This is a genomic window from Paenibacillus terrigena DSM 21567, assembly GCF_000374845.1.
Taxonomy (GTDB): Bacteria; Bacillota; Bacilli; order Paenibacillales; family Paenibacillaceae; genus Paenibacillus_K; species Paenibacillus_K terrigena.
On record NZ_KB895412.1, the window covers coordinates 1 to 13,710 of the forward strand.

12 protein-coding genes and 1 rRNA gene are annotated in these 13,710 nt (G+C 43.7%); 4 read left to right on the forward strand and 9 right to left on the reverse strand.

Annotation, left to right across the window (positions count from 1 at the left end; all coding sequences use genetic code 11):
* The 9 genes from C558_RS0100005 to dnaA form a co-directional block, all read right to left on the reverse strand.
* Positions 1 to 267: ribosomal RNA gene (locus C558_RS0100005) — 16S ribosomal RNA — on the reverse strand; the annotation flags it as partial.
* A 305-nt stretch (positions 268 to 572) separates the two neighbouring features.
* Positions 573 to 1,646: an HD-GYP domain-containing protein gene (locus C558_RS0100010; RefSeq protein ID WP_018754143.1), complete on the reverse strand. Its 1,074-nt coding sequence runs from the start codon at positions 1,644 to 1,646 to the stop codon at positions 573 to 575.
* Positions 1,647 to 1,684: 38 nt separating this feature from the next.
* Entirely contained in the window at positions 1,685 to 4,231 is a 2,547-nt protein-coding gene (gene gyrA / locus C558_RS0100015; RefSeq protein ID WP_018754144.1) for a DNA gyrase subunit A, read from the reverse strand.
* Positions 4,232 to 4,460: 229 nt separating this feature from the next.
* Positions 4,461 to 6,371, reverse strand: a complete 1,911-nt coding sequence (gene gyrB / locus C558_RS0100020) for a DNA topoisomerase (ATP-hydrolyzing) subunit B (protein WP_026263645.1) — start codon at positions 6,369 to 6,371, stop codon at positions 4,461 to 4,463.
* Positions 6,372 to 6,417: 46 nt separating this feature from the next.
* Complete coding sequence (gene remB, locus C558_RS0100025) at positions 6,418 to 6,669, reverse strand: extracellular matrix regulator RemB (RefSeq protein WP_018754146.1); 252 nt, start codon at positions 6,667 to 6,669, stop codon at positions 6,418 to 6,420.
* Positions 6,670 to 6,715: 46 nt separating this feature from the next.
* Positions 6,716 to 7,828 carry a DNA replication/repair protein RecF gene (recF, locus tag C558_RS0100030; RefSeq protein WP_018754147.1) on the reverse strand — a complete coding sequence of 371 codons (1,113 nt, stop codon included), beginning with the start codon at positions 7,826 to 7,828 and terminating at the stop codon, positions 6,716 to 6,718.
* 36 nt (positions 7,829 to 7,864) lie between these two features.
* Positions 7,865 to 8,089 carry a S4 domain-containing protein YaaA gene (gene yaaA, locus C558_RS0100035; RefSeq protein WP_018754148.1) on the reverse strand — a complete coding sequence of 75 codons (225 nt, stop codon included), beginning with the start codon at positions 8,087 to 8,089 and terminating at the stop codon, positions 7,865 to 7,867.
* Between the two features lie 33 nt (positions 8,090 to 8,122).
* Entirely contained in the window at positions 8,123 to 9,268 is a 1,146-nt protein-coding gene (dnaN, locus tag C558_RS0100040; RefSeq protein ID WP_018754149.1) for a DNA polymerase III subunit beta, read from the reverse strand.
* A gap of 227 nt (positions 9,269 to 9,495) precedes the next feature.
* Positions 9,496 to 10,851 carry a chromosomal replication initiator protein DnaA gene (dnaA, locus tag C558_RS0100045; RefSeq protein WP_018754150.1) on the reverse strand — a complete coding sequence of 452 codons (1,356 nt, stop codon included), beginning with the start codon at positions 10,849 to 10,851 and terminating at the stop codon, positions 9,496 to 9,498.
* Between the two features lie 630 nt (positions 10,852 to 11,481).
* On the opposite strand from dnaA, the gene rpmH reads away from it, so the two are divergent.
* The 4 genes from rpmH to jag all read left to right on the forward strand — a co-directional run bounded on the left by rpmH (position 11,482) and on the right by jag (position 13,648).
* Positions 11,482 to 11,616, forward strand: coding sequence for a 50S ribosomal protein L34 (rpmH, locus tag C558_RS0100050; RefSeq protein ID WP_018754151.1), 135 nt, complete (start codon positions 11,482 to 11,484; stop codon positions 11,614 to 11,616).
* A 138-nt stretch (positions 11,617 to 11,754) separates the two neighbouring features.
* Positions 11,755 to 12,102 carry a ribonuclease P protein component gene (rnpA, locus tag C558_RS0100055; RefSeq protein WP_018754152.1) on the forward strand — a complete coding sequence of 116 codons (348 nt, stop codon included), beginning with the start codon at positions 11,755 to 11,757 and terminating at the stop codon, positions 12,100 to 12,102.
* Between the two features lie 80 nt (positions 12,103 to 12,182).
* On the forward strand, positions 12,183 to 12,962 hold the full coding sequence (locus C558_RS0100060; RefSeq protein WP_018754153.1) for a YidC/Oxa1 family membrane protein insertase: 780 nt from the start codon (positions 12,183 to 12,185) through the stop codon (positions 12,960 to 12,962).
* Positions 12,959 to 13,648 carry an RNA-binding cell elongation regulator Jag/EloR gene (gene jag / locus C558_RS0100065; protein ID WP_018754154.1) on the forward strand — a complete coding sequence of 230 codons (690 nt, stop codon included), beginning with the start codon at positions 12,959 to 12,961 and terminating at the stop codon, positions 13,646 to 13,648. The genes C558_RS0100060 and jag overlap by 4 nt, the downstream gene beginning before the upstream one ends.
* Positions 13,649 to 13,710: the final 62 nt, after the last annotated feature.

Consider the following 13,710-nt stretch of genomic DNA (forward strand, 5'->3'; position numbering starts at 1 on the left):
CGTTACCCCACCAACTAGCTAATGCGCCGCAGGCCCATCTGTAAGTAGCAGATTGCTCCGCTTTTCCCAGCTCGATCATGCGACCAAGTTGATTATTCGGTCTTAGCTACCGTTTCCGGTAGTTATCCCGATCTTACAGGCAGGTTGCCTACGTGTTACTCACCCGTCCGCCGCTAAGTTATTCCCGAAGGAATAACTCCGCTCGACTTGCATGTATTAGGCACGCCGCCAGCGTTCGTCCTGAGCCAGGATCAAACTCTCCAATAAAGTGTTTGACTTGCTCATTTTGAATCTGACTTGCTTGCGAGAACCGAAGTTCTCGTTATACTTTCAATCATTCGTTGTTCAGTTTTCAAAGATCAATGTCTTTCTCGTTGTCGCCGTTGTTCTCAGCAACAACTTTTATAATATATCATGTTTGATTTCATAATGCAAGCTTTTTTTTGAATCTTTTTTAAAATCTCTTTTAAAGAAGAAAGCTGCGATATATTATCGTCCCGCCTCTCTTGGGCGGAATATTAATATATCACAGCTTATCTATATCAGTCAACTATTTTTTAAAAAAATAAACCTTAACTTATAATCTCTTGGATATATAGGTTGCGCTCATGAACCAAATTAATAATCTGTCCTTTAACGGAAACCCATGGACGTGTCGGATGTTGATGATCTGAGAATACAATCTCCCCCATACGCCCATCATTCAATCGTACGATCATGCCATTGTGGAACTGAGTTACACGATGAATAAATGTACGTACACAATCCGCATCCAATTTGCCAAAAGATTCTTCTGCAAGCAACTCTAGCACCGAATAAGGCGATGCTGCTTTCTTGAACGTTCGATCCAACGTCATCGCATGGAAAATATCTGCTACAGCAACAATTTTGGCATAAGGATGAATCTGCTCCGATTTAACACCTAACGGGTAGCCCGAGGCATCAATCTTCTCATGATGCTGCAAGGCTGTCCTTTTGACCCCATCATTAATCGATGCAAGATTCTTAAGTAAGTTATATCCGTAGGTCGTATGACGCCGTACCTCTTCCGTCTCTTCGCTCGTTAATGCGATAGGCTTGAAGAGAATGTCCGGATCAACCTTGGCATTCCCAATATCGTGCAGCAATCCCGCTAGAGCAACCTGCATAAGTTCTTTCTGCGGGATACCCTTCCATTTCGCGAGCATATAAGAGGTTAAGGCTACGAGTACAGCATTGTGATACATGTACTCCCGCTCTTTCATCTGGCGAGGTGAAAAGGTTAGCACGTTATATTGCGATATCTGATCAATTAGTAATTCAAGTTGAGAACGCAGCTCCAGCACGGGAATATCATTCACGATAGCGCTCTTGAATGCCCGTTTGACCAATGAGACCATTTTCTCATATTGCTCATAAAAAGATAACGAGGCGGGAGTTGTCACGGAAGGAGTGACAGAATCACTCCCCTCCTCTACTTGTTGTGCCTTTAATTTGTCTTCCGGTCGATCAACCGCTACCTGCGTGATAAGAAATGCTTGTAGGATTTCTAAATCACGCTGAAGAATGACTTTCCCCTTATGAAACAACAAACTACCGAGCGGAGTATGCACATCTTGTATGATTTTATCGCCTAGTTTCAGCCCTGATACCGTCACATTCGCCATTGTAGCTTCACTTCTCCCGTATATACAACTACGATTGTCTATTCTTCAGAATCCCCTGGCTCTTCTGCATCTTGCACTTCTGTACCCGACTCAGCTGCTTCATCAACTGATTCTAGACCCTCTGCTTGATCCTGGAATTCCCCATTCGTCTCTTCTTCTTCTTCACTCTTATCCGCGCGTGCTACCGTTGCAACCGAATCATCTTCACGGATATTAATCAATCTAACCCCTTGCGTATAACGTCCCATCGTGGAGATACCTGACATGCTCATCCGAATCAATGTGCCTGATTCCGTAATGATCATCAAGTCTTCTTCATTACGAACCACTTTGAGTCCTACAACAGGGCCATTCTTCTCCGTTACGTTAATGGTCTTAATCCCTTTACCGCCACGAGTCTGAGAACGATACTCTGTTGCTGGAGTACGTTTACCGTAACCTTTGGAAGTTACAATCAACACCTCAAGCTCCGGATCCACGATATCCATATCGATGACTTTATCATCTTCACCGATGTTGATCCCTTTAACCCCGGTTGCGCTGCGTCCCATCGAACGAACATCGCTCTCGGAGAAGCGGATCGACATTCCTTGGCTTGTTCCCATAATAATCTCTTGATTACCGTCTGTTAACTTAACGCCGATCAGATCATCGTCTTCACGAAGATTAATCGCAATCAAGCCGCCCTTACGAATATTCGTATAATCATCAAGCGGTGTCTTCTTCACAATCCCTTGACGTGTCGCGAAGAACAAATATTCATCACTGTCAAATTTCTGGACTGGAATGACGGCATTAATCGTCTCACCCTGTTCGATATGAATCAAGTTGATGATTGGAGTCCCTCTAGCCGTACGGCTTAGATCTGGGATCTCATACCCCTTGATCTTGTACACCTTACCTTTATTCGTGAAGAACATGAGGTAATGATGCGTATTGGTTACGAAAAGATGCTCAACGAAGTCGTTGTCTTTCGTATCCATCCCAATAACACCTTTACCACCGCGTCGTTGACTGCGGTATGTGTTCACTGGAAGACGCTTGATATAACCCGAATGGGTAATCGTCACGATTACATCTTCCTGTGGGATAAGATCTTCGTCCAAGATACTCTCTTCGCCAACCGTAATTTCGGTACGTCGCTCATCACCAAATCGCGTCTTGATCTCATTCAATTCTTCGCTAATGATATCGAGCACAAGCTGCTCATTCGCAAGAATCTCACGATACTCCGCAATCTTCAACATGAGTTCTTGGTATTCATTCTCGATCTTATCGCGTTCCAAACCGGTTAACCGGCGTAGACGCATATCGAGAATCGCTTGAGCCTGATCAAAACTTAGACCGAACCGAGTGATTAAGCCTTCACGTGCTTCTTCGTCTGACTTGGAACCACGAATCAAGGCGATAACTTCGTCGATATGATCAAGCGCAATTCGTAAGCCTTCTAAAATATGAGCGCGTGCTTCTGCTTTCTTCAGATCAAACTCCGTCCGACGGCGGATAACGATTTTCTGATGCTCCAGGTAATGATAAAGCATATCCTTCAAATTCAGAACCTTCGGCTGCTTATCGACAAGAGCAAGCATATTAATCCCAAAGTTGGTCTGCATTGCTGTATGTTTGTAGAGATTGTTCAACACCACATTCGGATTCACATCTTTACGAAGCTCAATCACGATGCGCATTCCGTTACGGTCGGATTCATCTCTTAAATCTGTTATTCCCTCTAGCTTCTTCTCGCGGACCAATTCAGCAATTTTCTCTACGAGACGTGCTTTGATAACTTGATAAGGCAATTCATGAACAACAATTCGTGCGCGGTTCCCGTTTTCTTCAATGGTTGCGCGTGCACGCATCGTCACAGATCCACGACCTGTGGCATACGCTTGGCGAATTCCTTCGCGCCCTAGAATATAACCCGATGTTGGGAAATCCGGACCTTTTATGTAATCCATTAATTCCATAGGTGTAATCTCAGGATTGAGAATCAACGCCTGAACGCCATCAATGACTTCGGTCAAGTTATGCGGTGGAATGTTTGTGGCCATCCCGACAGCAATCCCCGAAACCCCATTCACGAGCAAATTCGGAAAACGAGCCGGCAAAACAACAGGTTCACTCTCTTCCCCGTCATAGTTCGGTGCAAAATCGACCGTTTCTTTGTTGATGTCGCGCAGCATTTCCATTGCAATCTTGGATAGACGTGCTTCGGTATAACGCATTGCCGCTGCAAAATCACCGTCAATGGAACCGAAGTTACCATGCCCGTCGATTAACATATATCGAAGCGAGAAATCTTGTGCCATCCGGACCATGGTCTCGTAGACAGCTGAATCCCCGTGTGGATGATACTTACCGATAACTTCTCCGACGATTCTCGCCGATTTCTTGTACGGCTTATCCGGCGACATGCCGAGCTCCGACATCGCGAACAAAATTCTACGGTGAACCGGCTTCAGACCATCGCGAACATCAGGTAAAGCACGGCTAGCAATGATGCTCATCGCATAATCCATAAAGGATTCGCGCATTTCAACACCAATGTCCCGATCTTTAATTTGCGAGCGTGTTTCTTCTGACATGCTGGACCTCCTCAAACTGTATATCCCTCAAAAAATATAATCCATATATTTCTATTTGTTCCACCATTCAAGGACATCTAAACCTATGTACAATGGTGTTTATGCCCTACGGCACAACACATCTATTATACCATTGAATAAGATGATTGTCCTGTTGTTTTCATTTCTTTTCATACCATCGTTGGTGAAAATAAGAAGAAAGGAAGATGGTCGCCCATCTTCCTGTAGTCTAAATATCTAGGTTCTTTACGTCTTTTGCATATTGATGAATGAAATCACGTCTTGGTTCAACGTTATCTCCCATCAGTGCATCGAAAATCGCATCTGCTTCCATCGCATCATCGATCGTCACTTGCAGCATTGAACGGCTCTCAGGATCCATTGTCGTCTCCCATAGCTGCCCGGCATTCATCTCACCGAGACCTTTATAACGCTGAACATTATATTTCGCGCCTTCGCCGAACTCAGCAATGATATCATCACGTTCTTTCTCACTGCCTGCGTAACGCACGACTTTATTGCGCTCTACTTTGAACAATGGCGGCTGTGCGATATAGATATAACCTGCATCAACCAACTTGCGCATGTAACGATAGAAGAACGTCAAAAGAAGTGTTCGAATATGCGCACCATCGACATCGGCATCCGTCATGATGATGATTTTGTGATAACGTGCTTTCGCAAGATCAAAATCTTCACCAATTCCTGTGCCTGCTGCCGTGATCATGGCGCGTATCTCGAGATTCGATAGAATCCGATCAAGACGTGCTTTCTCAACGTTTAGAATCTTACCACGAAGCGGCAGGATTGCTTGGAAATGACGATCCCGTCCTTGCTTCGCTGAACCGCCCGCAGAGTCACCCTCTACGATGTACAATTCACTGATCGAAGCATCTTTCGATGAACAGTCCGCTAATTTCCCAGGCAATGAACTCACTTCAAGCGCACTCTTACGACGCGTCAATTCACGTGCTTTCTTAGCTGCCTCACGGGCACGAGCGGCTTGTTGGCCCTTCTCGACGATTTTACGCGATACCGCAGGATTCTCATCCAAGAACTCCTGGAATTTCTCCGCGAAGAACGATTCCACAATCCCACGAACTTCACTATTCCCAAGCTTCGTCTTCGTCTGTCCTTCGAATTGCGGTTCAGGAATTTTTACGGAAATGATAGCCGTTAATCCTTCACGTACATCATCACCGGAGAAGTTGGAGTCATTATCCTTGAGCAAATTCACGCGACGCGCATAATCATTAATGATCCGCGTCAATGCACTCTTGAACCCAGATTCATGCGTTCCGCCTTCATGGGTATTGATATTATTAGCAAAAGAATAAATATTCTCGGTATAGCCCTCGTTGTATTGCAGCGCGACTTCCACTTGGATATTGTCTTTCATACCCTCAACGTAGATAGGCTGCTCATGCAATACTTCGCGACTGCGATTCAAATATTGAACGAATTCAATAATCCCGCCTTCGGCTTTGAATGTATGTGTCTGGCCTGAACGCTCATCAAGAATGTTGATTGAAATGCCTTTATTCAAGAAAGCAAGCTCACGAACACGAGATACCAAGGTATCGTATTCATAGACCGTTGTTTCTGTAAAAATCTCTGAGTCTGGTTTGAAACGGATTGTTGTTCCTGTCTCATCCGACTCGCCAACCACTTTCATATCGTATTGCGGTGCACCCCGACGAAACTCTTGTTGATAGATATGTCCATCACGTCGAACTTGAGCAATTAGTTGCTCTGACAACGCATTTACGACGGATACCCCTACCCCGTGCAAACCACCGGATACTTTATAACCTTCACCACCGAATTTACCCCCGGCATGCAAAACCGTTAGAACAACTTCGAGGGTTGGACGTTTCAACTTCGCATTCTCCCCTACGGGAATTCCGCGCCCGTTATCAATAACGGTAATACTATTATCTTCATGAATAATAATTTGAATGGTGTCGCAATAACCGGCCAAAGCCTCATCAATACTATTATCGACTACTTCCCATACCAAATGATGAAGCCCTTTACCGCTGGTTGAGCCGATATACATCCCAGGACGTTTACGAACAGCTTCAAGCCCTTCGAGTACCTGAATCTGACTCTCATCATAAGTATTGTGGTTCATAGACATGCCCTTCACCTACTTCTATAGTTTCAATTCAACGAATCGAGGATTTTTACGCCCCCGCCGTAAAAGAGTTCGCTCTTTTTTTCAACGTCGTAGAGGAAATCGGGGAATAATATATTTTGCCTTTGGTGACAACGATGGATTTCGCTTCTTCCTCGCCGATTACTTCCACGTTCTTCTGCCCTTCCGCATGGGATAGAAATTGCTTCGAGCACTTAGATGATTTCTCAATGGATACATCGAAAATTGCTACGAGCTCTGACGAGCGAATCACCTTTTCCCCGCCTAAATGAATATACATCAGATTCCACTCCTCAAAGCCTTCTTCAAAAGGCTGATTTCAGTGCTTAACGCATTACATTTCCCGAACGGACATGGTAGATGTTCGCATCTTTCAGCTTGCTCGCATGAATGCTCTCGATACCTGTCGTCGTAATGAACGTCTGCACTTTGCTCTGGAACGTCTCGATCAACTGCGTTTGTCGATTCTGGTCAAGTTCTGACAGTACATCATCCAGCAGAAGTACCGGATATTCGCCAATTTCCTCATGAATGAGCTCAATCTCAGCTAATTTAAGCGATAATGCGGTCGTGCGCTGTTGGCCTTGCGAACCGTACGTTTGAACTTCTTTATCGTTGATATAAAAAGAAAGATCATCGCGATGAGGCCCTACGAGGGTTATTCCACGCCGTATTTCCTGTTCCTTCATTTGTGATAACTTTATCATAAAATGCTCAAATAAGACAGCTTCATCTTCCGACCCGTCCATGGGGAAAGAAGGAAGGTAGCTAATCGAGAGCTCTTCAATACCGTTTGTAATCCCTTGATGAATCGATTTGGCCCACTGTTCTAATTTACTTATAAATTGTTTCCTTTTTTTGATAATTTTAACACCTTGTGTCACAAGCTGTTCGTTCCACACTTCGAGCATTGCTTGGGAAGAGGCACCTTGCTGCCATGCATTCTTAAGTACATTGTTACGCTGAACGACAATTTTCTGGTATTGCTGGAGAGCGTAGAGGTAATTGGGCTGCACTTGACCGATCTCGATATCGAGGAAACGCCGGCGAATCCCTGGTGTCCCTTTGACAATTTCCAAGTCTTCCGGCGCGAACATGACAACATTGAGCGCCCCAATGAAATTGCTGAGCTTCTTCTGCTCGAGCCCGTTGATCTTCGCCTGCTTGCCTTGTTGGGCGAGATTGAGCTCGAGATGAACGGGCCCATACTTCTTATCCACAACTGCTTCGAGATGCGCTCTCGATTCTCCCCAACCGATCAATTCTTTGTTCTTATCCGTGCGATGCGATTTGGTCAGGGCAAGTACGAAGATCGCTTCAAGTAAATTCGTCTTGCCCTGCGCATTCTGACCAATGAAAATGTTCACTTTTTGGTCGGTATTTAGTTCTATCTCGGGAATATTGCGGTAGTTCTGCAGCCGAATATTTTTAACGAACACGCCTTCGCCTCCCCTCGTGTCTGAATCGACAACTTATTACGAAAGCGCAGATCGTTCGACTTGAAACTCGCCATGCCCGTCCACTTTGACAATATCAGAGTCATATAGCTTGCGTCCGCGACGATTTTCAGATTCTCCGTTGACCCATACTTGCTCTTCTTGTAAGAAAAACTTCGCATGGCCTCCTGTAGCAATGCAATCCGATAACTTCAGAAACTGGCCTAGTGTAATATACTCGGTCTTAATCGTAATGTTCTTCATCATTCAATCCCTTTCGACGCGATTCTTGCCTAATTAGACTTGCGGTGTACGATACGGCAGGATCAGATGCAAGCTGTTCTGATGATCTGTCGGTTTAATAATGATCGGGCTCATGGCGCCTGTGAATCCAATAAAAATATATTCGCTTTCGATGACTTTCAGCACGTCTAGCATATATTTGGAGTTAAACGTGATGCGAAGCGGTTCGCCGTTAAATTCACGCGCGTCCAGCTGCTCCGTTACTTTACCAAGCTGTGTCGAGCTCGAAGAAATCTCGATGCTGCCGTCCTCTTTGGTCAAGAGTAGTACAATGTTCGTCTTTTCTTCGCGGGATAGCAAATAAGCACGGTCAATTGCTTCCGTTAATTTTTTTGTATCCAGGACGAGTTCTGTTTTGTAATTCTGCGGAATAATTTTAGAAGTATCGGGATAAATGCCGTCCAATATACGCGAATAGAACAAGACACGATCGATTTTGAATAACACTTGGTTATCCGATACGACAATGTCGACAATTGTATTTTGATCCGGCACGATTTTGCTTAATTCATTTAAGGTCTTACCTGCAATAACAACATTGTTAAACCGGGCTTCAGATTCAACTTGGATCGTTGCCGTGCGGCTTGCTAGGCGGTGGCGGTCTGTTGCTGCAAATTTCAACTCATTGCCGGATAGATTCCAGAGGATCCCCGTTAGAATCGGCGTGCTTTCGTTTGTTGAAATTGCGAATACGGTTTGTTTGATCATCGTTTTGAGAAGATCCCCGTTAATACTGAGTACTTCGTTTTCTTCGATCGTTGGAAGTACAGGGAATTCTTCAGGATCCAAGCCGACCATTTGAATATCTGTTGCACCAGATCGGATAAACGTCTGGAAATGTTCTTTTACTTCAATTTCGATAAATTCTGACGGCAATTTCTTAATCATTTCGATAAAAAATTTAGCAGGCAATACGACGCTACCAATTTTCTCGATTTGAACGATGGTTTGTTTATCGTCTTCAACAGGAATAAAACTTTGAATCGAAATATCCGTATCGCTTGCCGTTAAAGTTACCCCTTGGTAAGAAACATCGATTTTGATACCACTGAGAATGGGAATTGTAGTCCGACTGGAAATTGCCTTAGATACATTTTGTATCGAATCGTTGAGTTCATGTTTTAAAATACTGATTTTCATGGAAATTCTCCTTTTACATTTTCCTTGTGAAAAATGAATTCGTTACGACGCTGTGTATAGTTGTAATTCTTTAAATAATTATTAGTAATCGTAGTAGGCACCCTGAATATGTGGATAAGTGCCTTAAACGTCCATAAATGAAGCCTATCCACATGTGTATAGATTGTGCATAGGCGTTTTTGTTTTGAAGTATAGGTGTTGATAGATTTTTAGAAGAAAACGTCTTATCACGTAGGGTTTTTAATTTTCTCTGTGATGTTATTGATGATTTTATATAATTCCTGATCGTTCTTCAGATTTTGGCTGATTTTCTCATGGGCGTGGATGACCGTCGTATGGTCGCGCCCGCCAAAAGCTTCGCCGATCTTCGGAAGGGAATAATCCGTTAATTCGCGTGAGAGATACATCGCAATTTGTCTCGGATAAGCAACCGCTTTGGTCCGCTTTCTTGCTTTGAAATCCTCGAGCTTCAAATTGTAGAATTCGCCGACTTTCTGCTGAATATGTTGAATCGTAATCATTCGCGGACGGGCAGATGGGATAATATCCTTGAGTGCTTCGGCTGCGAGATGCGATGTGATGTCTTCATTAATGAGCGAAGAATAGGCAACGACACGAATAAGAGCGCCCTCGAGCTCTCGAATGTTCGTATCAATTTGACTGGCAATATAGACCATGGCTTCATTCGGAATATCCAGATTCTCTGCTTTCGCTTTTTTCCGAAGAATTGCGATACGCGTCTCCAGATCCGGAGCCTGAATATCGGTAATTAAACCCCATTCAAACCGGGAACGAAGTCTTTCTTCCAATGTCGGTATTTCTTTCGGCGGCCGGTCACTGGAAATGATGATCTGCTTCCGTTCTTCATGCAGCGCATTGAAAGTATGGAAGAATTCCTCTTGTGTCCCGTCTTTCCCCGCTAGAAATTGAATATCATCGATCAGCAAAATATCGATGTTGCGGTATTTATTCCGGAAGCTTTCCCCACGGTTATCACGAATGGCATTAATAAATTCATTCGTAAATTTCTCAGATGAAAGATAGAGTACTTTGGCGGAAGGATTATGCTCCAATATAAATTGACCGATCGCATGCATTAAGTGCGTCTTGCCAAGACCAACGCCCCCATATAAGAAGAGCGGATTATAGGCTTTGGCCGGAGCTTCTGCTACGGCAAGCGACGCAGCATGGGCAAAACGGTTATTCGCACCAATAACAAAGGTATCGAAGGTATACTTCGGATTTAACATATGAGGAAATGGTTCGTCTTGAACGACCGGCTCTGTAGCTGCCGTCAATGGTTGAGGTGGCAGTAGATCGATCTGTTTCGGTTCGTCGATGACAAACTTGACGTCAACTTTTTTGTCCAAATATTCAGAAATGGCAGATGCGACTAATTTGGTATAGCGGCTTTCAAGCCATTCTACTGCGAAAGAAGTCGGTGCCGATATGATGACGGAAGAATCACTAAGGGATACGAGTCGCGTTGCTTTAAACCAGGTATCAAAGCTGGGTTTGCTTAATTTTGTTTGGATGACAGACAAAATTTGATGCCATATTTCGTTCGTATGGCTGCTATCCACAGAAGTCACTCCTTATTATTATTTCAAATGTGGTTGTAGCCATGGGGGTGCCATTTGAACAAGCTAAGCTTGTCCAATGTCGTAGAAAAAGAAAAAACGATGTAGAAATATCCACAAAATGCAGTATCGTGCAACTGATTTTGTACCCTTACATCGAAGTTTGTTCACAACGTTATCCACAGGCTGTTGATAAGATTGTTAATTTAAACGGCTATTCACAGCAAAAAGTAATCTAAGCATAGCAAAAAGGGGCTTGATTTTCAACGGATTCAAGGATTTTATCCACAAATTCAATAACTTGTGTATAATTTTTATGTACAACACAAGATATTGTTTATAACTTGTTGAATAAACGACAAAGTTATCCAAAATGTGATTTTTATTATTCACAGGTTGTCCGCTGTGGGTAAGTTTTTGTCGAACAAATCTGTGTATATGTATTCGGGCAGGGCTGTGGATAATGTGAGAGGTATAGTTTATGGATCAAGGAAGAATGTCATACATTTGAGCGAATATCTTCTATATGGTATAAAGAGGGATTGGTTGACATTTGGAACAGCCCATGATTTAATGGTATAAGGTGTTTTTTGAAGACCGATAATTGGAATTCCTTTGAGGAGGTGCAAATAAATGAGACCTACATTTAAACCAAATGTAAGTAAACGTAAAAAGGTTCATGGTTTCCGTAAGAGAATGAGCACGAAGAACGGCCGCAAGGTTTTAGCTGCTCGTCGTCTTAAAGGCAGAAACAAATTAAGCGCTTAGAGCGTATGATAAGACCACTTTTGGTGGTCTTTTTTTCATGTAAGGAGAAGAAATCGTATGCAATGGTACGGTTTATAAAGGTGTCTGTTGGTCGATACTGACAGTTGATCTAATCTCATGAGGCCAGAGGAGTTCGTCGTGCAAAAAAAACTGCGTTTAACTAATCGTGCAGACTTCACACGTGTCTATCGGCATGGCAAATCATTCGCCAATCATCAATTTGTGGTGTACTGGTTCAACAAGCCGGAAATCGAGCGGTTTCGATTAGGCATCTCTGCAAGTAAAAAAATTGGGAATGCGGTCGTTCGCAATAGAATGCGTAGGCTCATTAAGGAAATTGTCCGTAAAAATGAAGCACGGATCATCGACCATGTCGATATGGTCTTTATTGTACGAAAAGGGGCTGTCCAGATGTCTTTTCAAGAGATGGAGAAGAGTATTCTGCATGTGCTCAAAAAAGCATCGCTCATCAAGCGGTCCCGCTAGCATGTGGACAGTTTCTTTGTTGTATTAAATATGTTATTATTTACATTGGAATCGGTAGGCGAAGAGAGGAGTTATGAATCTTGTTTCTGAATAAGCTACGTAACCGTAAATGGATTGTCCTCGTCGCACTTGTCATGCTGGTTGTCTTGCTCGCGGGCTGTACTTCGACAACACAACATGCATCGTTGACGACGGAAGAGATGAAAAACGGAGGATTTTGGCAGTCTAATGTCGTGTATTATTTCTCCTATGCACTGGATACATTCGCAAGATGGTTCGGCGGAGAGTATGGTCTAGCTATTCTAGTGCTCACGTTGATCGTACGTACGTTAATCTTACCACTCACGATCAAGCAAATGCGCAGTTCCAAAGCAATGCAAGAGATTCAGCCGGAAGTCAACAAGATCAAGCAGAAGTATAAAGACGATCCGAAGAAACAACAGGAAGAGACAATGAAGCTGTTCCAACAGAATTCAATCAATCCTCTTGCAGGATGTCTTCCATTACTTATTCAGATGCCGGTATTCATTGCACTGTATAATTCGATTTACATGAACATTCATATTAAAGAGCACGCTTTCTTATGGATGGAGCTGGGCAAACCAGATCATCTCTACATTCTACCGGTCATTGCGGCAATCACAACATTCGTACAATCGAAGATGATGCCTACGCAAGCGACGGGCGCAATGAAGATGATGTTCTTCATCTTCCCAGTATTGATCTTCGTGATGGCGATTCAGTTCCCAGCCGCGTTGCCACTCTATTGGATATACAGTAACCTTTATACAATTATTCAGAATTACTTCCTATATAAAAGAAAATCGGGTAAAGACAAGGAGGCCCTCCCTGCCAAATGAGAACAGTCGTAGCTTCAGGTAAATCGATTGAGGATGCAGTAAAGAACGGTTTAACCCAGTTGAATACAACTGAGGATCGCGTTTCGATTACAGTATTAGAGCAGCCGTCCAAAGGATTGTTCGGCCTCATCGGTGCCAGAGCAGCAAAGGTAGAATTAACGCTGTTCCCTGAGCCAGAGGCTGCAACGATTTCGGCGGTACAAGCTGTAGAGCCTGTTGCAGTGGAAGAGAAAGACGATACGTTCCCGGTAAGAGAAGCCATACGCTTTATTCAAGAAGTGGCAAGTACAATGGATTTAGAGATTGAAGTCGAGCATACACAAGATCGTGAAGGTCATGTCTTGAACATTACTGGATCCAATCTCGGATTACTCATCGGGCGTCGAGGTCAGACCTTGGATGCGCTGCAGTATCTGACGAATATTGTCGTTAACCGATATTCGAAGAATCATCTGCGCGTTGTGCTCGATGCTGAATCGTTTCGCGACCGCCGCAGAAAGACGCTTGAGGATCTAGCGGATAGACTCGCTGGCCGAGTGATCCGGACTCGGAAAGAGGTCGTACTCGAACCGATGTCGCCGCAAGAGCGGAAAATGATTCACGCGAAGCTTCAAAATCATCCAAAAGTAAAAACATTTAGTAAAGGCGAAGAACCAAATCGCCGTGTGATTATTACACTTAAGTAGACGAAAATGCAATGACTCCTGGATCGATGCCGAGTCATTGCTTTTTTCATAGATGAAGAGGT

Bases quoted from the DNA above. Each gene is read 5' to 3' on its own strand.
- C558_RS0100010 (WP_018754143.1), bottom strand. From the start codon at position 1,646: ATGGCGAATGTGACGGTATCAGGGCTGAAACTAGGCGATAAAATCATA.
- gyrA (WP_018754144.1), bottom strand. From the start codon at position 4,231: ATGTCAGAAGAAACACGCTCGCAAATTAAAGATCGGGACATTGGTGTT.
- gyrB (WP_026263645.1), bottom strand. From the start codon at position 6,371: ATGTCTATGAACCACAATACTTATGATGAGAGTCAGATTCAGGTACTC.
- remB (WP_018754146.1), bottom strand. From the start codon at position 6,669: ATGTATATTCATTTAGGCGGGGAAAAGGTGATTCGCTCGTCAGAGCTC.
- yaaA (WP_018754148.1), bottom strand. From the start codon at position 8,089: ATGAAGAACATTACGATTAAGACCGAGTATATTACACTAGGCCAGTTT.
- dnaN (WP_018754149.1), bottom strand. From the start codon at position 9,268: ATGAAAATCAGTATTTTAAAACATGAACTCAACGATTCGATACAAAAT.
- rpmH (WP_018754151.1), top strand. From the start codon at position 11,482: ATGAGACCTACATTTAAACCAAATGTAAGTAAACGTAAAAAGGTTCAT.
- jag (WP_018754154.1), top strand. From the start codon at position 12,959: ATGAGAACAGTCGTAGCTTCAGGTAAATCGATTGAGGATGCAGTAAAG.